This is a genomic window from Propionicimonas sp. T2.31MG-18, from assembly GCF_964266745.1.
Classification (GTDB): Bacteria; Actinomycetota; Actinomycetes; order Propionibacteriales; family Propionibacteriaceae; genus Propionicimonas.
Map to the genome: position 1 here is coordinate 566608 of NZ_CAXWGX010000001.1, position 23891 is coordinate 590498.

Consider the following 23891-nt stretch of genomic DNA (forward strand, 5'->3'; position numbering starts at 1 on the left):
CCTTTCATCGCAGGACCGCACGGAGTCCGCTGCCGGACCGCGCGATCTGTAGGGCCGAGATCCCGGTGCCGACGATGATCAGCAGGCCGAGGGAGAACTGCTGCCAGAACGTCGGGATACCGAGCAGGATCATGCTGTTCTGCACGATGACGATCAGCAGGGTGCCGAGCATCACGCCGGTGAGGGAGCCGGTACCGCCGGTGATGGCCGTGCCGCCGAGGACCACGGCGGCGATGACCATCATCTCCATGCCGAGCAGGTTCGTCGGGTGCATCTGGCCCATCCCGGAGGTGCGGATCAGGCCGGCCACCGCGGCGATCACGCCGACGATCACGTAGAGCCAGAACTTGGTGCGGCGGACGTTGAAGCCGGCCCGCGAGGCCGCGCTCTCGTCCCCGCCGATCGCGAAGATCCCGCGTCCGAACATCGTGAAGCGCAGGAGGAAGAAGACGATCGCCGCGACGACGACCAGAATCAGGAACGACACGGGCATGCTCGAGGTGAGCCCCGACACCGGGTTGGTCGCGACGAACAGCGAACTGCGTCCGAACTCGGCCATCGCGGGCGGGATCTTCGCGATCTGCACCGAGTTGAGCGCGCCCTGCATGACCCCGGAGAAGACGTTGGCCGTGCCGAGCGTGATGATCAGGGACGGCACCGCCAGCCGCGAGGTGAACAGGCCGTTGAACGCGCCCAGGAGCGCACCGAGCCCGATGACCATCGCGAACGGGAGCAGGATCCCGCCCTCGTAGTGGGAGTCGACGAGGAACCGGGTGACGGCGTACACCGCGAGGGAGGCCAGGGCGGGGAAGGAGACGTCGATGCCACCGGAGACGATCACCAGGAAGGCGCCGATGGCGAACAGTCCCGGGACCACCATGGCGTTGGCGAGGTCGACAAGGTTGTTGGCCGTGAAGAACTGGCCGCTGCGCACCTGGATGAGCAGGCAGACCGCCACGATGACGAGGAAGACGTAGAACTCGTTGGCCCGGATGACCTTCTGGAAGAGGGCGCTCATCTCAGTGCTTTCCTTCCTGGTCGGACTCGCCGGTCATGAGCGCGGCCAGCTGCCGCTCGGTGACGGTGCCGGGGTCGATCTCGTCGGTGATCCGGCCCGCCTTCATGAGCAGGACGCGGTTGCAGTTCTGGATCACTTCCGGGATGTCGTCGGAGATGATGATCACGGCCATCCCGGAGCCGGCGAGTTCCCGGAGGATCTCGTGGATGTCGTGCTTGGAGCCGATGTCGACGCCCACGGTGGGCCCGTTGAGGATGAGGACGTCGGGCCGGGTGGCCAGCCACTTGGCGAGCACGATCCGTTGCTGGTTGCCGCCGGACAGGGTGTTGGCGGCGTTCTCCGGGTCGGGGGTGGCGATCTTCAGGTCGCGCACCCACTCGGCAGCCGACGCGGCCTTGCGCTCACGGTCGAGGAGCCCGCGCGTGACCAGCTGGTCGATCTGGGCGATCACGATGTTGTCGCCGATCGACCGCTCCAGGAACAGGCCCTCTGTGAGCCGGTCCTCCGGGACGTAGCCGATGCCGCCGGCGATGGCGGCCCGGATGCCGCTGAAGCGCACCGGGCTGCCCTTCACCAGCAGTTCGCCGGCGTCCGGACGGTAGGCCCCGAACAGCGTCATCGCCAGCTCGGTCCTTCCCGACCCCAGCAGCCCGGTGATGCCGAGGATCTCGCCCGGGCGGAGGCTGAAGCTCACGTCGGAGAAGGCACCGGTGACGGTCAGCGCCCGTGCTTCCAGCGCGGGCTCGGGGGGCAGTTCGCCGACCTGGAAGTGCGCGTCCTCGAAGTCCCGTCCGGTCATGTACTGCGTGAAGGTCCTGCGGTTGAGCTCCTCGGGCAGGCAGGTGGCCACGGCCCGTCCGTTGCGGATGATCGTGAAGCGCTCGCTGATCTCGAAGACCTCCTCCAGCTTGTGGCTGACGAAGAGGATGGCGATGCCGCGCGCCTTCAGGTCGAGGATGATCCGGAACAGCGCGTCGACCTCCTTCTTGGTCAGCGCCGTCGTCGGCTCGTCCATGATGATCAGCTTCGCGTCGCTCATCAGCGCCCGGCTGATCGCGACCAGCTGCTTGTCCGCGACCGAGAGCTTGCCGACCAGCTGGTCGAGGTCGACGGAGAAGTCGATCTTCGCCACCGCCTCCTCGGCGATGCGCCGGAAGCGGCGCCAGTTCACCAGCTTCCGCTTGCTGGCCAGCTCGGTGTTGAGGGCGAGGTTCTCCATCACGGTGAGGTTGGGGAAGACGGAGAAGTCCTGGTAGATCACCTGGACGCCGGCGGCGATCGCCTCGACGGGCGTGAGCCGCTTGTGGACGACGCCGCCGATCTCGATCGTGCCCTCGTCGGGGTCGTGGACCCCGGAGATGACCTTGATCAGGGTCGACTTGCCACTGCCGTTCTCACCGGCCAGGCAGTGGATCTCGCCGGGCCGGATCTCGAGGTTGATGTCGCTGAGTGCCTGGACGCCAGCGAAGGACTTGCTCACCCCGCGGACGGCGAGGACGCATTCAGACATGGGTTTCCTTGAAGGTGGTGCAGCCGGTGAGGAGCGGCGGCAGGACGCCGCCGTCCCTCCCCGGTCCAGGGGGGCGGTGACGGCCGGACGTGGAGCCGTCCGGCCATCACCGGATCACGTCAGAAGCCGAAGCTGTCGACGTTGTCCTTGTTGATCACGATCCAGCCGTTGCCCTCGAGCACCTTGTTGCTGCCCTCGGCGAACTTCATCTCGGTGTAGCCCTCGACGCCCAGGTCGACGGTGCCCTCGATCTTGTCGCCGTCGAGGATCTTCTTGGCCAGGGACGCCATCGCGTAGCCGGCCTTGGCGGGATCCCACAGGGTGAGGGCGGAGACCGACCCGTTCACCAGGATCTCCTTGTTGGCCGCCGGCATGCCGGTGCCGCTGGTGCAGACCTTGCCCTTGAGGCCGAGCTCGTCGATCGCGCGGGCGACGCCGGGGGCGTCGAAGGAGGAGGTGCCCATGATGCCCTTGAGGTTCGGGTACTTCTTCAGCAGCTCCTTGGCCGTCTGGTACGCCTGCTCGCCGTCATCCTGCGACTCCACCCGCGGCTCCTCCGCGAGGAGGGTCATGTTCGGGTAGGCCTCCTTCTGGTGCGCGACACCGCCATCGGCCCACTCGTTGTGGGAGGCGTTGGTGACGTGGCCCACCATCGTGGTGTACACGCCCTCCTTGCCCATGCACTCGGCGAGGTTGTCCATGATGAACGCGCCGTAGGCGGAGTTGTTGAAGGCCTCGATGTCGTACATCGTGTTCTGCTGCGAGGCGCCCTCGTGGGTGACGACGACGATGCCGGCGTCCATGGCCTGCTTCAGGACGGTCTCGAGGGCGCCCGGATCGACCGGGACGACCGCGATCGCGTCCACCTTCTGCGCGATGAGGTCCTGGATGACCTGCGCCTGCATGGTGGCGTCGGTCTCCGAGGGCCCCTTCTGGTAGACGTTCAGGCCGGTGTCGGACGCGAACTGCTTCACGCCGGTCTCCATGCGCACGAACCACGGGTTCGTCGCGTCCTTCGGAACGACCGCGATGGTGTAGTTCTTGTCCTTGGCCGACTCGCTCGGGCCCGCGCTCGGTGCGGTGCCGCTGCTGCAGGCAGACAGCGTGAGACCGAGTGCGAGGGCCAGGCTGGCGGCCCCGGCGGTAAAGCGCCTTTGCATCATTGCATCCTCCTTGTTTGGCGTCCTTCGATAGCTGCCGGCGACGTGCCGGTGATCAGCCCTGAAGCGTGTGGTGTGGTGCGCCGTCCAGCAGCGCGGTCATCAGCGAGTAGGCGGGCTGGGCCGTGTCGAGGCGGCTGTACTGCAGCTGCAGCGCGCTGGTGGACGCGATCTCCAGCCCGTAGGGGACGCCGCGTTCGAGCTGCAGTCCCCCGAGGGCGTCCGGCACGTCGGTGCGCAGGTGCACGGCGCGCCGACCGGCGATCGTGATCGGGCCGGACTGCGCGGGCTCGCGGTCGGCGAAATAGGCGGTGACGGTGAAGACGGCCGGCTCCGGCCCGGCGTTGAGCACGCAGATCGACTCGTGGGAGACCTCGGGATCGGTGCTCCTGGGCGGGATGTAGGCGTCCGGCACGAACCAGCGCCGGACGGCGCGGGCGGTGGGGACAGCTGTGGTGTCCGACATGGGCTCTCCAAGCGACGATGCTCTTTGAAGCGCTTCATGTATTGAAGCGCTTCAGACAGTATCCTCGTCCACGACGACCTGCAACCGGGCACGGTCGGCCGTTATCAAGTTGGTACCGAGGGGACGCCGGGCGGAGCTCCATTAGGCTCTGCCTGCAACATCGGCGGGAGGGGCGGATGGCCAGGACGCAGAACGGCACCGGCGTCCGGATCCAGGACGTCGCCGCCCGGGCCGGAGTGTCCGTCGGCACGGTCTCGCACACGATCAACCATCCGGAACTGGTCAGCGCGCGCACGCGACGCGCGGTGGAGCGCGCCATCAAGGACCTGGGCTTCGTCCCCAACCAGCAGGCCCGGGTGCTGACGGGCGCCGCCAGCCAGGTGATCGGCCTGGTCGTGCTCGACGTGGTCAGCCCCTTCTTCATGGAGGCGGCCCGCGCGGTGGAGCGGGCGGCGCGCGAGGCCGGCCACGTGGTCATCCTCTGCAACTCCGACAACGACCCCGACCGCGAGTCCCAGCTGCTCCAGATCCTGGGCGCGCAGCGCGTCCGGGGGGCGCTGCTCACGCCGGCGCGGACGGGACAGGGCGGCGACCGGGCCCGCATCGAGGCCGGGCACCTCCCTGTCGTGTTCCTCGACTACCAGACCGCCGGGGACGACTGCTCGGTGTCGGTCGACGACGTCGCCGGCGCCCGGCTCGCCGTCGAACACCTCCTCGAACTCGGTCACGAGCGCGTCGCCTTCGTCGGCGGTGGCCAGGGACTGCGCCAGCACGTCCAGCGCGCCCAGGGGGCCCGCGACGCGATCCTCGCGGCGGGCCTGGACCCGTCCACGGCCCTGGTCGAGATCACCCAGGACGGGCTGGGCATCCAGGACGGCGTCCTGGCCGCCGAGCACCTCCTCGAGGGGGAACTGCCCACCGGCATCTTCTGCGGCAACGACATGATGGCGTTCGGCGTCTACCGGCGACTCAGCCGGGCCGGCGTGAAGGTGCCCGACGACGTCGCCCTGGTCGGCTACGACGACATCGACTTCGCCGCGGACTGGGTGGTGCCCCTCACGTCGGTGCGCCAGCCCACCGACCAGCTGGGCTACCTCGCAGCCCAGCTCCTGTTCGAGCACTCCGCCGGCGACGAGGCCCACGTCCACCGGCAGACCGTCCTCCAGCCCGAGCTGATCGTCCGTTCGTCCAGCACCCGGGGGGGTCGCACCGGGGTTACGATCGTCGGGTAGGCACCGGCGCCCCTGGGCCCGCCGTCGGCGCCCTGCCTCCAGGGGGTCGCTCCCATGTCGAAGGTCACGGTGACGCCGGAGTCGCTCGTCGTCCTCGAGGACGTCGTGAAGACCTACCACATGGGCGAAGTGGACGTCACGGCCCTGAACCACACCGATCTCGTGCTGGACCGCGGTGAGTTCGTCGTGATCCTCGGGCCCTCCGGCTCGGGCAAGACCACCCTGCTCAACCTCATCGGAGGGATCGACTCCCCCACCGCCGGGCGGATCATCATCGACGGGGAGGACATCTCCCACTACGGCCAGCGCGAACTCACGCTGTTCCGGCGCCGGACGGTCGGTTTCGTCTTCCAGTTCTTCAACCTGATCCCGACACTGACGGCCAGGGAGAACGTCGACTTCGCCCTCCAGCTCTCCGGTCGTGGTCGCGGGGGTGGCGACCGCGACCGGGAGGACTCCGCCCACCTGCTCGCGAAGGTGGGCCTCTCCGAGCGCCTGGAGCACTTCCCGTCCCAGCTCTCCGGAGGTGAGCAGCAGCGGGTCGCCGTGGCCCGGGCGCTGGCCAAGAAGCCCGCCCTCGTGCTCGGCGACGAACCGACGGGCAATCTCGACTTCCGCACCGGGACGCTGGTGCTGTCGGCGATGCGCGAGGTGAACCGGCTGCTGGGGACGACGGTGGTGATCGTCACCCACAACCAGCCGCTCGCCGCAGCCGCGGACCGGGTGCTGCACTTCCGGGAGGGACGGATCTCGCGCATCGAGGTCAACGCCCACCCGATCCCGCCCGAGGACGTGGAGTGGTGAGGCGCGATGAGAATGCTCCTGCTGAAGGTGTGGCGCGACGTCCTCGCCCGCAAGGGCCAGTTCGCCGGCCTCGTCGTCGTCGTCGGCCTCGGCATCTCGACCTTCGTCGCCTTCCAGGCGGGCTACCTCGACCTGACGCGATCGGTCGAGCGGGCGAATCGTGAGCTGAGGTTCGCCGACTTCTCGGTCTCCGTGAGCGACACGGCCGGCGTCAAGGTGGCGGCCGTCCGTGCGCTGCCCGGGGTCCTCGCGGCCGAAGGACGGCTCGTCCAGGACGTGCCCCTCCAGCTGGGCGGTGCGTCGGCCCAGACCGCCCTGGCCAGGGTGGTCGGCCTGCCCAACAAGGGGCGGCCGGCGGTGAACGACCTGCTCCTGCTCGCGGGGGCGTGGCCCCGCCGGGGCGGCTCGGAGGCGATCCTGCACGTCAAGTTCGCCCAGGAGACGGGGACCCGTCCCGGCGACGAGCTCACCCTCGGAACGGAACGGCAGCACAAGCACGTGCGCGTCGTCGGCATCGCCGCCAGTCCGGAGTACATGTACGCGGTGCCCGAGAAGGGCGCGCTGCCGTCCCCGCGCGAGTTCGCGGTGCTGTTCCTCAGGGCCGACGACGCCGAGCGGCTCGTCGGGCGGCCGGGGGTGATCACCGACGTCGCCGTCATCACCGAGCCCGAGGCCGACGTGCGCACGGTGCTCCACGCCGTCGAGGACGAGCTGGGCCGGTCCCGGGTGGTCGCCTCGACGCTCCGCGCCGACCAGCCGTCGAGCTTCATGCTCGCGGAGGAGATCGACCAGAACCGGGTGATGGCCCTGTTCCTGCCGGCCGTCATCCTGGCCATCTCCTCCAGTTCGCTGTTCATCGCCCTGACCCGCCTCGTGACGTCCCAGCGGCGCGAGATCGGGCTCGAGAAGGCGCTGGGCTACAGCGACGCACAGGTGCTGTGCCAGTACCTCTCGTTCGCCCTCGTCGTCGCCGCGCTCGGAGCCGCGCTCGGCTTCGTGCTGGGGGACGTCCTCGCCCGGCTGATCGCCCAGCAGTACGTCGACATGCTCGGCGTGCCCTTCCTGGAACACCACGTCTATCCCGAGATCGTGGCCGGGTCGGCCGCCATCTCGACGGCGGCCTGCCTGCTGGCCGGCATCGTCCCGGCCCTGCGCTCGTCGCGCCTGCCTCCCGCCCAGGCGATGCACGCCGACCCGAACGCTGCCCTCGCCGGTGGCCGGATCCCCCTCCTCGAACGCGTGCTCTCCCCGGTGCTGCCGGCCGCCCTGGTGGTTCGCATCCCGCTGCGCAACCTGTTCCGCCAGAAGCGGCGCAGCTTCTACACGGTGGTCGGCGTGGCGTTCGCGATGCTGCTGGCGGTCACCACGCAGTCGATGTTCGACGCGATGGACGAGATGCTGGAGCGCTTCGACAGCTTCAGCGAGCGGTGGGACGTCCAGGCGGTCTTCGCCGAGCCCTTCGGACGCAGCCGGGCCGCAGAGGTCGCGCACTGGCCCGGCGTGACGGACGTGCAGACGGCCCTGGTCCTGCCGGCGGAGTTCCGTACCGAGGGCAGGACCTACCAGGGTTCGCTCACCTGCGCCGAGCCTCCGGCGGGGTTCCACGGCTTCCAGATCGTCGAGGGACGCTCCGCGCAGGAGGCGCTGGCCTCCGGCGGAATGGTGATCACCGGCACCCTCGCCGAGAAGCTCCAGCTCGGCATCGGCGACGTCGCGAGGGTCCGCACGCCCGTGCGCGACCAGTGGATCGACCTCCCGGTCGCCGCCATCAGCACCGAGACCCTCGGCGCCCCGGTCTTCGTCAATCTCGACGTCGGCAGGCGGCTCACCGGCCTGTCGGAGCGCTACAACACGCTCTACGTGACCACCGCCGCCACCCACGCGTCCGGGGTGAAGGACCGGCTCGCGGACACCCCGGGCGCCCTCTCGGTCTCGGTCAAGGCCGAACTGCTCGCACGCTTCACCGAGATGATGGGCTTCATGGACTTCTACCAGGGCCTGCTGCTGGCCTTCGGGCTCGCCATGGCCTTCGTGGTCGTCTACAACACCCTGAACGCGAACGTCACCGAGAGGACCCGCGAGATCGGCACCATGCGGACGATCGGGGAAGGGCCGGGACGGATCGCCTGGATGATCACCATCGAGAACCTCCTGCTCGGCCTCGTCGCGGCTCCCCTGGGCGTCCTGCTCGGGCTGCGGACGGCCGACCTGCTGTACGCCCAGCTGTCCTCCGAGGCGTTCACCCTCACCGCGTACATCAAGCCCGAATCGGTCGCGATCATCCTGGGCGGGCTGCTCGTCGTCATGCTCCTGTCGGAGATCCCACCCGTGCTGCGCATCCTCCGGCTCAACCTCGCCGAGGCCACCAAGGTCATGGAGTAGGGCCGGCCCGGCTGCCCCGCCGGGGGAACCGTGGCAGGAGGAACGGCGTGGTTCGCAGGTACTCCTCGTACTCCTCACCGAAGCGCAGGCGCAGCTCCTTCTCCTCGACCAGCTTCACGTAGGTGACAAGGAGCACCCCGAGGAGGAGCACCATCGCCACCGCGGAGGCTGAGCCGAGCCACACACCGATCCCCAGGTAGGCGAGGACGGTCCCGAGGACCATGGGGTTGCGGCAGTAGGCGTAGGGCGGCACCACGACGAGGCGCCGGGTCGGGATCATCGGCACGGGTGACCCGCCGCCGAGCCGTGCCTCCGCCCGAACCGACCAGAGCGCCACGAAGCCCCCGACGCCGAGCAGGACGAGGCCCGTCACGGCGTTGACGGGGCCCAGGAGCAGCCGCGGCAGGGCCAGCGCGTGGTCGAGCCGGCCCGCCAGCACCACGATCCCGGCGGGCAGCGCGACGAGGAAGAGGACGCCGGCGGGGAGCAGCGTGGCCACCACCTGCGCAGTGGTCGGTTCCCGCTGGGCCCACTCCAGGTACTTCCGCATGCCGGCGCTCCCCCGAGGGCGTGCTGCCGCTGACCGGCGAAGGCGGGTGGCCCGATGGCTGCTCGGCGACCGGGCAACGCCGTCACCCACCGCCTCGCTCGTCGCACTCCTCTCCCTCAACGCTACGCCGGTCCGTCGCCCGTGGCAGGCGACGGGCAGTCGCGCCTACAACCACAGCGCGGCGAGCCAGCCGGTGACCATCGCCGTCACGACCAGGGTGCCGACCACGAGGGCGACGACGCGCCAGCGCGCGATGACGAGCATTCCGCTGATCGCCCCCACACTGGTGCCCGCGCCGGTGATCAGGAAGGCGATCCCGGCTCCGGGGGCCATCCCGCCGTGGAGGAGGCTCGCCACCAGCGGCAGGGACGCGTCGGTGTTGAGGTAGACCGGGATCCCGAGGAGGGCGGCGAGCGGGACCGACCACACCGGGTTGCCGGTGCCGAGCCAGTCGGTGATCAGGCCGGTGGGAAGGACGCGGATGACGAGGTAGCCGAGGGCGGCGAAGGCGAGGAAGTAGAGGGCCAGCGTGCGGGTGTTGGCGAGGAGCGCCTCGCCGAACCGGCGCAGCCGCGTCGGCTGCGCGACGACCACGGCCGGCCGCTCGACCACGGTGAGCAGCCGCGTCCCGCCCGGCGTCCCCGATGCGTCAGGGCCGGTCGCCTCCGCGGCCGCGCAGGACGGGCCGCAGTCCGTGGCCGCGTTCGTGGACATGCGTGCCTGGCCGGCGAGGAGGCCCTTGCGTTCGAGCAACCAGGCCGCCCCGCCACCGACGAGGCCGACGGCGACGGCAGCGAGGAAGAAGGTGGTGGCGAAGGCGGGCCCGAAGAGGCCGACCGACAAGACGTACTCCTCGGGGCTGGTCAGCGGCGAGGAGGCCATGAACGCCACGATCGGCGCCCACGGGACGGAGGAGGCCATCGCCCCGAGGACGACGGCGGTGGTGCCGCACGAGCAGAACGGCGTGAGGGCGCCGAGCGCGACGGCGCCGAGGATGGCGACCCAGGTGCGGCGACGCAACCAGGCGGCGAGCCGGTCCTGGTTGATGTACACCTGCACGACCGAGGCCACCAGGACGCTGGCCAGCAGGTACGGCCAGTTGTGCACGAGGGTGGTCCAGACGTCGTTGGCGACGGTGGCGGCGAGGGTGGCGAGGTAGTCGACCACGGCGAACTCCAGTTCCATAGACAGCCATCGATTGTTTGATGGCAGTCGATATGATAGACATACCTCTATGAGTTCTCAAGAGGTTCCCCGGCGGCTCAACCTGGTGGGCGAGCTGTGTTGCTCACCGGTCCTGCAGGCCCCCCTCGAGCCGGACGACGCACTGGCCCTGGCCACGGCGCTGAAAGTGCTGGCGGACCCGGCGCGGCTGCGGCTGTTGAGCCTGATCCGGTCGGCCGACGGCGGACGCGCGACCACCGGGGCCCTCGCGGAGCAGGTGCGCCTGACCCAGCCGACGGTGACCCACCACCTGGGCGCGTTGTTCGACGCCGGCTTCCTCGAGCGCGAGCGGGACGGGCGCCAGACCTGGTACTGGGTGGACACCGACGCGCTGCAGGCGATCCGGCAGCTCCTCGATCCCGCACCGGCCAGGCAACTGTTGACGATCGAACCGAGGAAGTGAGCACGGCGATGAGCACGAACGATGTGGTGGAGCAGGTCCGGGACCGGTACGCGGCCGCAGCCCGGGCGGCGATGGGGACGGGGCGACGGACGCTGGACGTCCTGGACGACCTCGACGGCGGCGGGAGCGGCTGTTGCGGCGGCGACGCCTGCGGTGAGGTGTTCGGCTCGGCCCTGTACGACGGCGGGCAGGCCGACCAGGTTCCCCAGGAAGCGGTGACGGCAAGCCTGGGCTGCGGGAACCCCACAGCTGTCGCCGATCTGAACCCCGGTGATCGGGTCCTCGACCTCGGCTCCGGTGGCGGGCTCGACGTCCTGCTCTCCGCCCGCCGGGTCGGCCCCACCGGGTTCGCCTACGGCGTCGACATGACCGACGAGATGCTGGAGCTGGCCCGCGCGAACGCGGCCAGGGCCGGGGCGACGAACGTCGAGTTCCTGAAGGGACGCATCGAGCAGCTGCCGCTCCCCGACGGCGCGGTCGACGTGGTGATCTCCAACTGCGTGATCAACCTGTCCGTCGACAAGCCGAAGGTCCTGGCCGAGATGTTCCGCGTCCTCACCCCCGGCGGACGCGTCGGCGTCTCGGACGTCGTCGCCGAGGACCACCTGAGCGTCGCCGACCGCGAGGAGCGCGGCAGCCACGTGGGCTGTGTCGCCGGAGCGCTGTCGCGGCAGGAGTACGTGGACGGCCTGACGGCGGCCGGCTTCACCGGGATCGACGTGGTGTTCACCCACGAGGTCGCCCCGCAGATGCACGGCGCCATCGTGCGGGCGGTCAAGCCGGCCTGAACCCGGCGCGGGTCACGTTCTCGCGAGCACGCGGACGCGCGGCGGCACGCCCCGTGCCGTGACCGAGAGCTCGCCTGCGGGCGTGGGGATGGCTGAACCGAAGTTCGCCCTGCCCGTGGCGAGCTCCAGCACCGGCCCGTCGACGATGATCCGCAGGGCGTCACCTCCGGGGACGGTCCAGGCGAGTTCGCCGACCCTGACCGACGTCTCATCGCCGGCGCGTTCGATCGTGGCGACTTCGCGTGCGCCCCGCGCGATCACGAGCCGGTCGCCGTCTCCCGGCTCCCAGGCGACGTCGACGGCCTGCGCCGCGTCCGGCACCACGCCATCGGCCGACTCCTGGTGGTACCGCTCGACGTCGGGGTGGGGCGTCGCGACGAGGCGGTCGCCGGCGAGTTCGAGCAGGTGGGGGACGCTGTGGGTACCGGCCCAACCGGCCACGGGGTCGGCGATGCCGCGCATCCAGAAGGACAGGCACGGACGCTGCTCGCCGTCGAGGAACAGCGAGGGGGCGTAGTAGCTCGGCCCGTGGGTGAGCCGCCCCCAGGTCTCGGCATGGAACCTGCCGTCCTCGTACGAACCGAGCGCGTACGCCGCGTAGTGGAGCCGGTCGTCGTCCCAGATCGAGGAGACCATCACGTACCGGTCCCCGAGGGGGAAGACCTGGGGGCACTCCCACAAGGTGCCCGTCCAGACCGGATCGGTCTCCCTGGTGGAGCGGGAGAGGGCGACACCGTCGTACTGCCACGCCAGGGTCGCGTCGTCGGACACGTAGGTCAGCGCCATGGCGGTTCCGTCCCGTCCGGCGGCGCCGACGAACATGCGCCACCGGTCGCCCTCGCGGCGCACGAACGGGTCGCGGTAGGCGATCAGGTCGAGGCCTTCGGGGGCATCGGCGACGACGGGTCCCTTCTCCCACGCCGTCCAGCGATGGTCGGTCGGGGTGGCCGACCGGATGCGCCCGATGCCGAAGTCCGGCACGCGCGTGGCCGTGTACAGCACGCTCGCACGCCCGTCGTCGTCGACCACCAGGCAGCCGGTCCAGATGCCGTCGTCGCCATCGCCCGGCGCGATGGCGATCGGAAGCTCCTGCAGCGACAGCAGGTCCGCACCGCGCGCGTGCCCCCAGCGGCAGTCCGGTCGCCACACCGTGGAGTCGGGGACGTGCTGGTAGAACACGTCGTACCCGTTGTCGCGGAACGTGATGCCGTGAGGGTCGTTGATCCAGCCGCTGGTCGCCGTGAAGTGGAAGCGAGGGCGGGCGTCGCCGGACGGCATCATGAGCCGGCCTTCGGCGTCGGCCTCACCGCGTTCGTGGCACGGTCCGCGAGGACCTCCGACTCGGTTCCCGAGTCGAGGATCGTGTTCTGCACCGACGGCGGATCGACAGCGACCGTCGTCACCCGAAGGCGCTCCGGGGCCGTGGTGGCGAGCAGCGCGTCCACCTGTGCCGAGAAGGCCGACTCCCCCGTCGTGGCGCGGGCGTCCAGGGCCACCACGTGGTTGCTGGAAACGAAGTTGCCGGTACCCTCGCGCAGCCGGATGATCGTCGGGGTCGCCCCCGCGGGCCGGATCCCCTCGCTGTGGAGGACCTCGGAGAAGTGGTTGCCGATGACCGAGTTGTTGCTGCCACAGATGGAGACGAGTCCGAAGAGGTCATCCCTTCCGTTGTCGACGCCGTCGAACGGGGTCCACGGCTCACGATCCCTCAGGAAGTGGTTGGCGCCCACGAGGTTCTCGGAACTGTCCCGGTCGAGGACCACCATGCCGGGGTAGAACGAGTGGAGCCGGTTGTTGGTGAGGCTCGACCTGCTGACGCCGTCGAAATGGACGCTGCTCGCCCCCCGCGGGAAGACGTTGTTCGCGGTGACCAGCAGGCCCCCGTGGTTCTCGGCATAGATCGAGTGGCCCTTGAAGCCTGCACCGATGAGGTTGTCGGTGATCTTCGATGCCTGGCCCCACCCGCGGAGCTCGATGCAGTTCCCGCACTCGGCGATGAAGTTGTCGTGGATCGACAGCGCGTCGGCGTGGTAGACGGTGACCGCGTGCTCCAGGTAGACGAATCCCATTCCGTTGATCCGGAAGGAGTCGTTCGCGCTGGCGACGTGGATTCCGGTCTTGCCGTTGACGTAGGTGTTCTCGGGGTGCACCCCCGAGCCGTCCGCGACGAAGTGCAGCCCGTCGATGCAGAAGCCGGAGAACTCGACCGAGCTGATTCGCGGGCTCCCCGTCCGCGCGACGAGGAACGCGGCTCCCGCCGACCCCTCGGCCTCACCGAGCAGCGGCGCGTCCACCAGGATGCGACTGCCGCCCGGCCACACCTCGTGCAGGGCGGATTGCTCGTCGTCGGGGACATTGAACCGGATGCTCGAGGAGGTGAAGCCGTGGCCCGACCCCTCGATCCGGAGGTAGCTGATGTCGACCAGCACCTGGGTCCGCAGGCGGAAGTCCCCCGGCGGGATGGAGATGACGGCACCGGGCTTCCCCCGGTCGCTGTCGTCAGTGACGGCCTGCCTGCTCCTGACGTCCGCGATGATGCTGTTGATCACTTCGCCGATGTCCTCGGCCGGATCGCCGACGGGCCAGGTGGTGACGTCATAGCGGTTGTCGGTGCAGGGGTCCATGTTCTCTCTCGGTGGTGTGGAGGTCGGCGGAGGGGGGTTCAGCCCTTGACGGCGCCGAAGGTCATGCCGGCCACGATCCGGCGCTGGAGGGCGAGCGTCACGGCGATGACCGGGAGCGAATACATGACGGCCATGGCTGTCATCGAGCCCCAGTCCAGGCCGAACTGTGACTTGAAGTTGGCGATGGTCAGCGGGACGGTCACGGCGTTCACCGAGGTCAGCATCAGGGCGAACAGGAACTCGTTCCAGGACGACAGGAACGCGAAGATCGCCGCGACCGCGATACCCCCACCGGCCACCGGCAGCGTGACGCGCAGCATCGCCGTCAGCCGGTTGCAGCCGTCGATCAGGGCAGCCTCCTCCAGCGCCTGGGGAATGGACTCGAAGAAGGCTGCGAGGAGCCAGATCACCAGGGGCAGGCTGATGACCGTCTGCGCGAGCATGAGTCCGAGCTGGGTGTCGATGAGACGCAGCTGGCGGAAGGCCTGGAAGATCGGGATCGCGAGGGCGACCGGCGGGAGCATGCGCACGATGAGCGCGACCATCAGGAAGGCCTTGCCGAGCTTCGTGCCGTAGAAGGCTGCGGCGTAGGCGGCCGGAATGGCGAGAACGAGGGTGAGCGCTGTGCCCCCGACCGCCACGAGCAGGCTGTTCACGAAGGACCGGGTGATGCCGGGATCGCTGAGCGCGCTGACGTAGTTGGTGAGCTCGAAGCGGCTCGGGATGAACGTCGGCGGGATGGCGAGCACTTCCGTGGGTGGCTTGAACGAGGTGAGGAGCAGGTGGGCGTAGGGCAGCACGAAGGCGCCCACGATCAGCACCATGCCGAATTGCGCGGTGATGGCCCTGCCCAGGCCGGGAGGACGGTTCTCAGGAGTCATTGGCGGGCTTCCAGATCACTCGGTAGGCCATGGCCGCGAAGAACGCCATGACGAGGAGGAACACGGCGGCGGTCGCCGAGGCGCTGCCGACATTGCCGTAGCGGATCATCGTCCGGTAGATCTCCAGGCTGAGGACCTCGGACGCGCCCTGCGGACCACCTTCGGTCTGGATGAAGATGAGGTCGAAGGTCTTGGCCACGTCGACGCCCCGGATGATCACGATGACCGCGATCACCGGACGGAGCAGGGGCAGGATCACGTGCCACACCCGCTGCCAGTAGCCGGCACCGTCCACCTGCGCGGCTTCGAGCACGTCGCCGGGGAGGCCCTGCAGGCCGGCGTAGGCGATGAGGGCCACGAAGCTCGTGGTCAGCCAGATGTCGGCGAAGGCGACCGTGAAGATGACGGTGTCGGTGTTGCCGAGCCAATTGATCGGACCGGAGGCCGGGGTCAGCCCGACGAGTTCGAGGACGCGGTTCACCATGCCGGTGTCGAGCGAGAGCAGGAACTTCCACAACAGGCCGGCCACGATCGGTGGGACGAGCAGCGGGAAGATGAAGACCGTCCTGGCCCATCCGGACCGCTCACGCATGGCGTAGAACAGCAGCGCGGCCCCGAAGCCGAGGAGCAGTTCGAGGGTCATCGCGAACACGGAGTACTGCAGCGTCCTGAGGGCCGCAGACCCGACCTCGGGCGAGGTCAGCGTGTTCACGAAGTTGTCCAGCCCGACCCAGGTGCGGCGGTTGGGCGTGAGGAGCTTCACGGAGAAGAACGCGTTGAAGATCAACGTGCCCAACGGGTAGGCCACGGTGGCGATGAGGAAGATGATCGCCGGGAGCATCAGCAGCGACGCGAAGCGGCGGCGTGCCATCGGGACGTCCTTTCGGCCAGGCTGGAGGGGCGGAGCCGGGTGGGCACGTGGCGGCGTGCCCACCCGCGGGGGTCACTGCTTGAGGATGGCCTCGATCTTGGTCCTGGCCTCGGCGAGGACGTCGGTGGGGGACGCCTTGCAGGTCAGGGCCTTCTGGACGCTCGGGGTGAGCACCTGATCGGTGATCTGCTGCCAGTGGACGTCCATCGGGCGGCCGGTGGTCGCCGGTGCGTTGAGCGTCGTCAGCAGTGGCGTGAACGCCTCGTAGCCGGCCTTGTCCTGGAACTGCTCGTAGGCCGAGGTCCGTGCCGCCAGCCCCAGCGGGGCGTCGATCCCCATCGCGTTGTGCTCGTAGGCGTAGGCGATGTACTGCTTGGCCAGGTCGGCGTGCGGAGAGTCGTTCGGGATGACGTTGTACCAGGGACCCGGGATCGCGGCGATGCCGCCGGGCCCGGCGATCATGGGAGCCACGCCGACCTTGTCGCTGACCTTGCTGTCCTCCGGCGTCATCCGGTAGGCGTGCGCCCAGAAGAGCATCATGGCCGACTGCCCCTGGTAGAAGAGGTTCTGCGCCGCCGCCCAGTCGGTGGTCGCGGGGTCGGGGCCGACCTTGTCGGTGCAGTAGGGCGCGATGTACTCCTCGAGTGCCTTGACGTGGTTGGCGTCGTCGATGATGACGGCCCCGGACGTGTCGAGGACGACCGACGGCGAGCCGGCCTGGAGGACGTAGGCGAGCCATTCGGTCTCCACGGCACCCTTCACCGCGGTGCCGTAGAGCTTGTCCTTGGGGCGGTTGAAGAACTTCGCCACGTCGCGGTACTGCTGCCAGGTCGTCGGCGGGACGAGGTCGTAGCCGAACTGCGCCTTGAACGCCTTCTGCTCCTTGGCGTCGGCGAAGAGGTCCTTCCGGTAGAACAGGATCTCGGCGTTCGCCCACTGGGGCATGCCGATGAAGTGATCCTCGAACTTGGCGTCCGCGACCAGGGCCGCGGGGAGGTCACCCGCGACGTCCGCGGTCATCAGGTCGTCGATGGGCGCGAGGGACGGGCCGAACTCGGTCATCCAGATCACGTCGATCGTGGCGAGGTCGTAGGCGCCCGCACCGGTCGAGATGTCGGCGGCGAGCTTGTCGTGGACGTCGGCGTAGGGGACCTCGACGAACTCCACCTTCACGCCGGTGTCCTTGGTGAACTGTTCGGCGATGCCCTTCTGCAGGCCGACACCCCCGCCCTCGGCGAGGATCCGGATGGTCTGGCCAGCTGCCGCGGCGCTGCCCGACGACGACGCAGGCGCGGAGGCGGTCGCTGATGCAGAGCATCCCGCCAGTGCGAGCGAGGCGGCGAGGGCTGCCGTGCCGATCTTGAGTCGCACGCTCTCCCCTTTCATAGGTACTCCCGGCCACCGTTGGCGGGATGGTACAAACGTAAGAGAACCGACATATGTGTGTCAACGTTGTCAGACGCCCGTTATCAAGTTGAGACGTTGATCGCGACGGAGTCGCGCTGGATCAGGTTGCAGCGGAACTGGCCACCCGTTGTGTTGTGGTGGTGCAGGGCCTCGATGGCCCATCGGCCCATCTCGTAGTACGGGAGAGCGACTGTTGTCAGCGGCGGACGCATGTGCGCGGCGATCACCTCGCGGTTGTCGAAGCCGACGATCGACACGTCCGTCGGCACCGCCAGGCCCATGGTGCGGAGTTCGTCGTAGACCCCCATCGCCATCCAGTCGTTCGAGGCGAAGATGCCGGTCGGCGGCTGCGCCAGCGCCATGAACGCCCGGGCCGCGGCCGCGCCGCTCTCCTGCCACCAGTCACCGACGAACTCAAGCCCCGGGTCGGCGGGGACGCCGGCATCGTCGAGTGCCTTGAGGTAGCCCTCGCGACGCAGGTGGGACGCCGGGAAGCCGGCCGGCCCACTGATGAACCCGATCCTTCGGTGGCCCGCGTCGAGGAGGGTCCTCGTGGCCACGTAGCCACCCTCGAACTCGGCCGGGACGGCCGAGGCGGGGCCGGGTTCCTCCGGAGTGCAGTTGACGAGGACGAGCGGCGAGAACGGCAGGAGTTCGCTCTGGTGGATCACCCTGTGGTGCGGGGAGGTGTAGGCCACACCCTCCACCTGCCATTGCCGCAGGTGGTCCAGGACCTGGGCGCGTGATGTCTCGCGTCCGTCGATGTAGGTGATGACGAGCACCTTGCCGAGGTCGCTCGCCGCGTCCTGCGCTCCGCGGATGATGTCCGACGCGTACGGGAACGCCTCGCTGTCGTCGATCACCAACCCGACCGTCGGTGAACTGGCCGACCGCAGGGTGCGGGCGACGGCGTTGGGCGAGTACCCGAGTTCCTGCATGGCCGCCTGCACCCTCGCCCGCAGTTCCGCGGTCACGTGCGGGTGGTCGTTGAGCACCCGGGAGACGCTCTTGAAGGACACCCCGGCGCGACCGGCGACCTCCTTGATCGTCGGCGCCGCCCGGGGCGCCGGGCCGTGCTCGGCCGTCACCGGCGACGGCTCGATCCCGGCATCGGCGTCGGCGTCGCGGCCCGGCTCTTCGAAGGCCTCGATCAGGTCAAGGACCGCCTCGATCCGTGCGGGACGCTCCTCGGGCACCGTCGCCGCGAGGACCCGCCGTATCTGTTGCACCATCGCCAGCACCCGCCGGCTGCCGCCCTCGTCGCCGCGAACGTCGCTCCACACCTCCAGGAGCATCCGCTCCCACCTGTCGCTGCCCTCGGCCACGACGGCCCCCGGCCGGCCGGCGGCGGAGGCGTGGGCCCAGTGCGCCACAAGAGCCTCGAGGACCGCCAGCGCCAGGCTCTCCTTCGACCCGAAGTGCGTGTAGATCGTGGCCCGCTGGCACCCCGCGTGACGGGCGATCTGCTCGACGGAGGTCGCGCTGACCCCGTCGGCGACCATGAGCTCGCTCGCTGCCTCGAGGATGACGTCCCGGGTGGGCCGTCGCCGCGCTGTCCGCGTGGGCGCCGGTGTCGCTCCTGTGCCTGCCATCCTCACTCCTCTCGGCGTGCGGCACTAGTACACCATCAGCGGAAGAGGTTCCACGCCAGGCGGAGGAGCCGATTCGGCGCCGACGCGGCGCGGACGACCACGCAGACGAGGGGCCGCGCGCAGGATCAGGCCGGCCGGTCCGCCGGACCGTGCCGGCCACGGCCCGATGCCGGCTTGCCCCTGAGCCGCCAGCGGGGACGCGGGAGCATCGCAAGGGCTCGCTTCGGTGACCATGCGTACGGTTCGGGGAGCCGCCAGTCGAGCCGGCGGGCCAGCAGCGTCATCAACATGCCGACGACGCTCGCCGCCAGGGTGGCCACAGCGCCGCCCGCGAGCGGCTGGAGCACGACGAGGACGAGCGACGCCAGGATCGCCGAGGTCGCGTAGAGCGTGTTGCCACCGAAGACCGCCGGGGTCTTGCGCAGCACGATGTCCCGGAGCATCCCGCCGCCGATCGCCGTGATGGTGCCCATCATCACCGCCGGCAGCCAGCCCAGGCCGGCGGCGAGGGCCTTCGACGCACCGGCCGCCGACCAGCACCCGAGGGCGAGGGCGTCCAGATACGGGAAGCTGAGGTCCCACAGCCGCCTGCTCACCGGGACCATGAAGGCCACGACCGTCCCCGCGATGGCCACGAGCAGGTAGGCGGGATCGGTCAGCGCGAGCGGCGGCCCGACCTGCAGCAGCACGTCCCGGATCATGCCGCCGCCGAGCCCGGACATGATCGCGAGGGTGAGGAAGCCGACCGGGTCGAACCGCTTGGCCCGGGCGATCACCCCACCCAGGATCGCGTTCATCAGAACACCCGTCAGGTCGACCACCCGGACGAACAGCTCGATCGGCTCAGGATTCATGATGTGCCCAGCCTGCCCAATGGCGGGCACAACCCCACGCGCGGATCGCCGGGAAGGGTCTCCTCAGTGCTGCCCGGCCGGATCGTCGACATCGTCCACGGGGAACCGCGTGAGGATCGCTCAGGCGTTCTCCGCCGAGGGCTCCAGACCGAGCGGGCCGCGGACGAGGGTGGCGAGGAAGCCGCCGACGAAGGTGTCCCCGAGCCCGATCGTCGTGGGAGAAGGCACGTCGAGGAGCCGTCCCGGCACGCACGCGACCCGGTTCCCGAGCCGCTCCACGATGCCGGCGGCGAACGCGAGCCCGCCGGGGTGCACCGGTCCGCCCCGGATGCCGGCCAGGTCGGCGGCGGTGAAGTCGTCGCCGTGGCAGTAGCGGGTGCTGGCGAGATCGACCCCACCGGCGAGGGCGGCCGCGACGTCGCTCGCACGCTCGCCGTGCGCGAGCGACCAGTACTTGGTGTGCACCACGACGGTCGGCGCGATGGCGTAGGGAGCGAACTCGGCCAGCGCGGTGACGACGTCCTCGACGTCGAGGAGGTCGATGCGGCGTCCGAGGTAGGACTGCAACTCGTCCTCGTTGAGGCTGTGCACATCGATGCGTCCGCGGAAGTCGCTGCTCACGATCTGCCGCATGGCGTTGTCGTGGAACCCGGCGTCCTCGTAGAACACCACGGCGTCGGCCGGGAGTCGCGTCATCGCCGACTGCAGGGACGCCAGCCGGTCCCGGAGGAGATCAGGGTCACGCATCACGTTGAACCCGGCCGGCAGGAAAGCGCGCGCGCCGTCCAGTGCCTGCGGCAGCTCGGCGCTCAGCACGAGGTCGCGGTTGGGCGGGTCGTTGACGTAGATGATCCGGTTCGGGTGCTCCGCGCGAACCACCCCGTCGCTGAGGGCGACGGTGGCGCCGGCCGGGAACTGCACGATGAGGTGCGGGTCCAGGGTGTCCCGGGTGGCGCTGCTGATGTAGTCGATGCCCGGCGACAGCAGGCGCCGGACGTTGTCGTCGATGCTCACCAGGTGCACCAGGCTCGGGACGCCCAGCCGCGCGATAGCCAGGGCAGCGCGGACGCACGTGCCGCCGAGGGTGACCTTGCAGGGGAAGCGGGACGCGAACGCGATCGCGATGTCGGAGGAGGGGATGAAGCGCTCTCCCCCGACACCGTCCCGGACGAAAGCGAGGAGCGAGCGCATCAGGGAACGCTCGTCCTCGACCGCGATGCCCGAATCCAGGTCGGCAACCCCGATGTGGTGCTTCGCCGCCAGCTCCTCGAGCGCCCGGGCATCCCAGGCGATCTCGAAGTCGACGCAGCCACCGAGGCCCAGAACCAGTTCGTGGCTCATCGCTCCCACTTCCCCTGCAGCCGGCTCAGCGGTACAGCGATGCCTTGCCGGCGGCGCCGAACAGGTCGATCTTCTGCGCGGCCACGACATTCATCGCCTCCACGCACGCCGGCTGGATCATCAGCGGCTCGCGCAGCTTCGGGTCATCACCCAGCACCTCCCGCATCTTCGAGTGGTAGGCGACCTTGATGTCGGAGGAGATGTTGATCTTGTTGATGCCGGTGGCCGCAGCGATGCGGATCTCGTCGTCGGGGTTGTTCGAGCCGCCGTGCAGCACCAGCGGGATCGGCACGGCCGCCTTGATCTCGGTGAGGAGCTCGAGCTTGAGCTTCGGCGTCATCCCGGCGGGGTAGAGGCCGTGGAACGTGCCGATCGCGATGGCGAGGCTGTCCACGCCGGTCTGCTCGACGAAGGCCACGGCGTCCTCGGCGGTCGTGTAGATGACCTCGGTCGCCCCGGACTCGCCGTAGGAGTCGTTGGCGCCGATCGTGCCCAGCTCACCCTCGACCGAGAGGCCCACGGCGTGCGCGCTCTCGACCACCTTGCGGGTGATCGCCACGTTCTCGTCGAAGGGCTTGACCGAGGCGTCGATCATCACCGAGGTGTAGCCGTTCTGGATCGACGTCAGCACCTGCTCGTACGTCCCGCCGTGGTCGAGGTGGATCGCCATGGGCACCGACGAGCGGTGGGCCCGGGCGATGATCGCCTTGAGCAGGTCCGGCCCGATGTGGGCGTACTCGTCGGGGTGGATGGCGACGATCCACGGCGCCTGCAGCTGCTCGCAGAGGTCGGAGATCCCCGCGAACATCGCGTAGTCGCTGATGTTGAACGCCGGGACGGCGAAGCCCGCCTCGTTGGCGACCTTGAGTACGCCGTCACCAGTGGTAAGCATTGAAATTCTCCTTGATTGTTCTTCTTTTGGGTGGGTCTGTGGGTGGTCAGTTCTTCACGGCGCCGGCGGTCATGCCGCCGATGAAGAAGCGCTGGAAGAAGAGGAAGAGGAGCAGGACGGGGATGCAGCCGAGGATGCTCATCGACATCATCTGGTTCCACTCGTAGGAGTGCTGGCCCATCAGCAGCTGGATGCCGATCGGCACCGTCCGCATCTCGGGCGTCTTGGTGAGCGTGAGGGCGAACAGGTACTCGTTCCAGGCGATCATGAACGTGTAGATGCCGACCGAGACCATGCCCGGGACGGCGACCGGCACGAGGATCCGCCACAGGGCCGTCCAGGACGAGCCGCCGTCCACCTTCACCGCCTCGTCGAGTTCCCGCGGCAGCGTGTTGAAGTAGCCCGTCATCATGATGATCGCGTAGGGCAGCGTGAACACCAGGTAGGTCAGGATCAGGCCCGGGTAGGTGTTGTACAGCCCGAGGAACACGATCAGCCCGAAGTAGGGGATCAGCAGCGTGATCGGGGGGACGGCCTGGACGCTCACGATCACCACGTTCAGCACCCGCTTGAACGGGAACTCGTAGCGGCTGAGCGCGAAGGCAGCCAGCACCGCGACGAGAAGGGTGAGTGCGGTCACGGTCAGGGAGACGAAGTAGCTGTTCAGGAAGAACCGCACCTTGACCGGATCGGTGAAGATCGTGGTGTAGGCGTCGAGCGTGAAGGTCTCCGGGATCAGCCGGGGCGGGTACTGGAAGATCTCGGTGTTGGGCTTGAACGAGCTCGACAGCATCCACAGCACCGGGAGCCCGGCGTACAGCGCTCCGAGCACGAGCGCGAGCACGAGCCCGATCCGGGCGATGGCGCGACGGCGGCTGCGGGTCATGTCAGTCCCTCGCCTTCTGGGCGCGGACGTAGAGGACGGCCAGCACCATCGAGATGGCCAGGACGATCACCGCCGACGCGGACGCCGTCCCGAATTGGTACTTGGTGAAAGCCAGCTTGTAGGTGAAGGTGCTCAGCATCTCCGTCACCCCGAGCGGCCCGCCCCCCGTCGTCATCCAGATCAGCGCGAACTGCTGGGTGGTGAAGATGACGTCGAGCAGCGCCATGCTGATGATGATCGGCTTCAGCTGCGGCAGCGTGATGCGGGTGAACTGCTGCCAGCCGTTGGCCCCGTCGACCTGCGCGGCCTCGTAGTAGTCGGCGGGAATCCCCTGGAGGCCGGCCAGGAGGCTGACCATGTAGAACGGGTAGCCCGACCAGATGTTGATGAAGGTCACCGCGAACAGCGCCGTGTCGGGCGAGCCCAGCCACTCGATCTGGCTGCCGGCGAGGTTGGACGCCGTCAGCAGGTAGTTGATCACCCCGTTGGGCTCCAGGAGGAGCCGCCACAGGACGGCGATGATCGCCACGGTGAACAGCCAGGGGAGCACGTAGATGGTGCGGAACACCGCCTTCGTGCGCCGGCCGAGCAGTTGGCTGTTCAGCATCATCGCGAACGCGAGGCCGAGCACCAGGTGGGCCACCACGCTCACCCCCGTGAAGAACAGGGTGTTGAGGACCGCTCCCCAGAAGGTGTCGCTGGCCAGGATGTCGACGTAGTGCGTGAACCCGACGAATTGGGGGTTCTTCTTCATGATCACGTTGTCCATCAGCGAGTAGCCGATGACCATCACGATCGGGATGACCATGAGCACCACGAGGAGCACCATGGTCGGCGAGAGGTAGCCGTACGGGACCAGGCCCCGCCGGGCGCTCGCTGCGCGCTCGGCGGGCGCGGGCCGTCCGCTCGTCCGGGATCGGCCGGCGTCAGCCTGCACTGAGAGGTGGCTCACGGCTACGCCTCCTTTCCGTTGTGGGGTGGGGGCCGCAAGGGTGACCTCACGACC

At 69.1% G+C, this 23891-nt stretch carries 22 protein-coding genes; 5 read left to right on the top strand and 17 right to left on the bottom strand.

Annotated features, from left to right (window positions below; genetic code table 11):
- Positions 1 to 4: 4 nt before the first annotated feature.
- The 4 genes from ACFQQJ_RS02385 to ACFQQJ_RS02400 form a co-directional block, all read right to left on the bottom strand.
- Positions 5 to 1018, bottom strand: coding sequence for an ABC transporter permease (locus tag ACFQQJ_RS02385; RefSeq protein ID WP_377103691.1), 1014 nt, complete (start codon positions 1016 to 1018; stop codon positions 5 to 7).
- 1 nt (position 1019) lies between these two features.
- A complete protein-coding gene (locus ACFQQJ_RS02390; protein WP_377103693.1) occupies positions 1020 to 2528 on the bottom strand; it encodes a sugar ABC transporter ATP-binding protein in 1509 nt (502 codons plus the stop codon).
- Positions 2529 to 2647: 119 nt separating this feature from the next.
- Positions 2648 to 3691, bottom strand: coding sequence for an autoinducer 2 ABC transporter substrate-binding protein (locus ACFQQJ_RS02395; protein WP_377103695.1), 1044 nt, complete (start codon positions 3689 to 3691; stop codon positions 2648 to 2650).
- A gap of 52 nt (positions 3692 to 3743) precedes the next feature.
- Positions 3744 to 4154, bottom strand: coding sequence for a sensory rhodopsin transducer (locus ACFQQJ_RS02400; RefSeq protein WP_377103697.1), 411 nt, complete (start codon positions 4152 to 4154; stop codon positions 3744 to 3746).
- A gap of 176 nt (positions 4155 to 4330) precedes the next feature.
- Here ACFQQJ_RS02400 and ACFQQJ_RS02405 point away from each other — a divergent pair, with 176 nt between their 5' ends.
- From ACFQQJ_RS02405 to ACFQQJ_RS02415, 3 genes are read left to right on the top strand one after another with little or no spacing between them, the layout of a single operon-like run.
- Positions 4331 to 5386: a LacI family DNA-binding transcriptional regulator gene (locus ACFQQJ_RS02405; RefSeq protein ID WP_377103699.1), complete on the top strand. Its 1056-nt coding sequence runs from the start codon at positions 4331 to 4333 to the stop codon at positions 5384 to 5386.
- Positions 5387 to 5440: 54 nt separating this feature from the next.
- Entirely contained in the window at positions 5441 to 6190 is a 750-nt protein-coding gene (locus ACFQQJ_RS02410) for an ABC transporter ATP-binding protein (protein WP_377103701.1), read from the top strand.
- Positions 6191 to 6202: 12 nt separating this feature from the next.
- Positions 6203 to 8572, top strand: coding sequence for an ABC transporter permease (locus ACFQQJ_RS02415; RefSeq protein ID WP_377103703.1), 2370 nt, complete (start codon positions 6203 to 6205; stop codon positions 8570 to 8572).
- Here the strand turns inward: ACFQQJ_RS02415 and ACFQQJ_RS02420 are convergent.
- Positions 8562 to 9122 carry a methyltransferase family protein gene (locus ACFQQJ_RS02420; protein WP_377103705.1) on the bottom strand — a complete coding sequence of 187 codons (561 nt, stop codon included), beginning with the start codon at positions 9120 to 9122 and terminating at the stop codon, positions 8562 to 8564. The two genes, ACFQQJ_RS02415 and ACFQQJ_RS02420, sit on opposite strands and share 11 nt — an antisense overlap.
- A gap of 165 nt (positions 9123 to 9287) precedes the next feature.
- A complete protein-coding gene (locus tag ACFQQJ_RS02425) occupies positions 9288 to 10307 on the bottom strand; it encodes a permease (protein ID WP_377103707.1) in 1020 nt (339 codons plus the stop codon).
- Positions 10308 to 10356: 49 nt separating this feature from the next.
- Between ACFQQJ_RS02425 and ACFQQJ_RS02430 the strand changes: the two genes are divergently transcribed.
- Positions 10357 to 10749: a metalloregulator ArsR/SmtB family transcription factor gene (locus tag ACFQQJ_RS02430; protein WP_377103709.1), complete on the top strand. Its 393-nt coding sequence runs from the start codon at positions 10357 to 10359 to the stop codon at positions 10747 to 10749.
- An 8-nt stretch (positions 10750 to 10757) separates the two neighbouring features.
- Positions 10758 to 11537, top strand: a complete 780-nt coding sequence (arsM, locus tag ACFQQJ_RS02435) for an arsenite methyltransferase (protein ID WP_377103711.1) — start codon at positions 10758 to 10760, stop codon at positions 11535 to 11537.
- Between the two features lie 12 nt (positions 11538 to 11549).
- Here the strand turns inward: arsM and ACFQQJ_RS02440 are convergent, their stop codons facing one another.
- The 11 genes from ACFQQJ_RS02440 to ACFQQJ_RS02490 form a co-directional block, all read right to left on the bottom strand.
- Positions 11550 to 12818: a glycoside hydrolase family 32 protein gene (locus tag ACFQQJ_RS02440; RefSeq protein ID WP_377103713.1), complete on the bottom strand. Its 1269-nt coding sequence runs from the start codon at positions 12816 to 12818 to the stop codon at positions 11550 to 11552.
- Entirely contained in the window at positions 12815 to 14161 is a 1347-nt protein-coding gene (locus ACFQQJ_RS02445) for a NosD domain-containing protein (protein WP_377103715.1), read from the bottom strand. Before ACFQQJ_RS02445 ends, ACFQQJ_RS02440 begins: the two co-directional genes overlap by 4 nt.
- A gap of 38 nt (positions 14162 to 14199) precedes the next feature.
- Positions 14200 to 15042 (bottom strand): carbohydrate ABC transporter permease, encoded by an 843-nt coding sequence (locus tag ACFQQJ_RS02450; protein WP_377103717.1) that lies wholly within the window; start codon positions 15040 to 15042, stop codon positions 14200 to 14202.
- Positions 15032 to 15913 carry a carbohydrate ABC transporter permease gene (locus ACFQQJ_RS02455; RefSeq protein WP_377103719.1) on the bottom strand — a complete coding sequence of 294 codons (882 nt, stop codon included), beginning with the start codon at positions 15911 to 15913 and terminating at the stop codon, positions 15032 to 15034. Before ACFQQJ_RS02455 ends, ACFQQJ_RS02450 begins: the two co-directional genes overlap by 11 nt.
- Before the next feature lie 72 nt (positions 15914 to 15985).
- Positions 15986 to 17284, bottom strand: a complete 1299-nt coding sequence (locus tag ACFQQJ_RS02460) for an ABC transporter substrate-binding protein (protein ID WP_377103721.1) — start codon at positions 17282 to 17284, stop codon at positions 15986 to 15988.
- A gap of 98 nt (positions 17285 to 17382) precedes the next feature.
- Positions 17383 to 18912, bottom strand: a complete 1530-nt coding sequence (locus ACFQQJ_RS02465; RefSeq protein WP_377103723.1) for a substrate-binding domain-containing protein — start codon at positions 18910 to 18912, stop codon at positions 17383 to 17385.
- Positions 18913 to 19037: 125 nt separating this feature from the next.
- Positions 19038 to 19766, bottom strand: a complete 729-nt coding sequence (locus tag ACFQQJ_RS02470; RefSeq protein WP_377103725.1) for a trimeric intracellular cation channel family protein — start codon at positions 19764 to 19766, stop codon at positions 19038 to 19040.
- Between the two features lie 120 nt (positions 19767 to 19886).
- Complete coding sequence (locus tag ACFQQJ_RS02475; RefSeq protein ID WP_377103727.1) at positions 19887 to 21107, bottom strand: ADP-dependent glucokinase/phosphofructokinase; 1221 nt, start codon at positions 21105 to 21107, stop codon at positions 19887 to 19889.
- A gap of 25 nt (positions 21108 to 21132) precedes the next feature.
- The gene (locus ACFQQJ_RS02480; protein ID WP_377103729.1) at positions 21133 to 21999 is read right to left on the bottom strand and encodes a ketose-bisphosphate aldolase; all 867 of its coding nucleotides are present in this window, start codon (positions 21997 to 21999) and stop codon (positions 21133 to 21135) included.
- 46 nt (positions 22000 to 22045) lie between these two features.
- On the bottom strand, positions 22046 to 22885 hold the full coding sequence (locus tag ACFQQJ_RS02485; protein WP_377103731.1) for a carbohydrate ABC transporter permease: 840 nt from the start codon (positions 22883 to 22885) through the stop codon (positions 22046 to 22048).
- Between the two features lies 1 nt (position 22886).
- Positions 22887 to 23837 (bottom strand): carbohydrate ABC transporter permease, encoded by a 951-nt coding sequence (locus ACFQQJ_RS02490; protein ID WP_377103733.1) that lies wholly within the window; start codon positions 23835 to 23837, stop codon positions 22887 to 22889.
- Positions 23838 to 23891: the final 54 nt, after the last annotated feature.

Excerpts from the sequence above, each read along its gene's own strand:
- ACFQQJ_RS02480 (WP_377103729.1), bottom strand. The coding sequence starts at position 21,999 with ATGCTTACCACTGGTGACGGCGTACTCAAGGTCGCCAACGAGGCGGGC.
- ACFQQJ_RS02455 (WP_377103719.1), bottom strand. The coding sequence starts at position 15,913 with ATGGCACGCCGCCGCTTCGCGTCGCTGCTGATGCTCCCGGCGATCATC.
- ACFQQJ_RS02440 (WP_377103713.1), bottom strand. The coding sequence starts at position 12,818 with ATGATGCCGTCCGGCGACGCCCGCCCTCGCTTCCACTTCACGGCGACC.
- ACFQQJ_RS02450 (WP_377103717.1), bottom strand. The coding sequence starts at position 15,042 with ATGACTCCTGAGAACCGTCCTCCCGGCCTGGGCAGGGCCATCACCGCG.
- ACFQQJ_RS02390 (WP_377103693.1), bottom strand. The coding sequence starts at position 2,528 with ATGTCTGAATGCGTCCTCGCCGTCCGCGGGGTGAGCAAGTCCTTCGCT.
- ACFQQJ_RS02395 (WP_377103695.1), bottom strand. The coding sequence starts at position 3,691 with ATGATGCAAAGGCGCTTTACCGCCGGGGCCGCCAGCCTGGCCCTCGCA.
- arsM (WP_377103711.1), top strand. The coding sequence starts at position 10,758 with ATGAGCACGAACGATGTGGTGGAGCAGGTCCGGGACCGGTACGCGGCC.
- ACFQQJ_RS02410 (WP_377103701.1), top strand. The coding sequence starts at position 5,441 with ATGTCGAAGGTCACGGTGACGCCGGAGTCGCTCGTCGTCCTCGAGGAC.
- ACFQQJ_RS02400 (WP_377103697.1), bottom strand. The coding sequence starts at position 4,154 with ATGTCGGACACCACAGCTGTCCCCACCGCCCGCGCCGTCCGGCGCTGG.
- ACFQQJ_RS02465 (WP_377103723.1), bottom strand. The coding sequence starts at position 18,912 with ATGGCAGGCACAGGAGCGACACCGGCGCCCACGCGGACAGCGCGGCGA.
- ACFQQJ_RS02445 (WP_377103715.1), bottom strand. The coding sequence starts at position 14,161 with ATGGACCCCTGCACCGACAACCGCTATGACGTCACCACCTGGCCCGTC.
- ACFQQJ_RS02385 (WP_377103691.1), bottom strand. The coding sequence starts at position 1,018 with ATGAGCGCCCTCTTCCAGAAGGTCATCCGGGCCAACGAGTTCTACGTC.
- ACFQQJ_RS02485 (WP_377103731.1), bottom strand. The coding sequence starts at position 22,885 with ATGACCCGCAGCCGCCGTCGCGCCATCGCCCGGATCGGGCTCGTGCTC.
- ACFQQJ_RS02430 (WP_377103709.1), top strand. The coding sequence starts at position 10,357 with ATGAGTTCTCAAGAGGTTCCCCGGCGGCTCAACCTGGTGGGCGAGCTG.
- ACFQQJ_RS02470 (WP_377103725.1), bottom strand. The coding sequence starts at position 19,766 with ATGAATCCTGAGCCGATCGAGCTGTTCGTCCGGGTGGTCGACCTGACG.
- ACFQQJ_RS02425 (WP_377103707.1), bottom strand. The coding sequence starts at position 10,307 with ATGGAACTGGAGTTCGCCGTGGTCGACTACCTCGCCACCCTCGCCGCC.
- ACFQQJ_RS02405 (WP_377103699.1), top strand. The coding sequence starts at position 4,331 with ATGGCCAGGACGCAGAACGGCACCGGCGTCCGGATCCAGGACGTCGCC.
- ACFQQJ_RS02415 (WP_377103703.1), top strand. The coding sequence starts at position 6,203 with ATGCTCCTGCTGAAGGTGTGGCGCGACGTCCTCGCCCGCAAGGGCCAG.
- ACFQQJ_RS02420 (WP_377103705.1), bottom strand. The coding sequence starts at position 9,122 with ATGCGGAAGTACCTGGAGTGGGCCCAGCGGGAACCGACCACTGCGCAG.
- ACFQQJ_RS02475 (WP_377103727.1), bottom strand. The coding sequence starts at position 21,107 with ATGAGCCACGAACTGGTTCTGGGCCTCGGTGGCTGCGTCGACTTCGAG.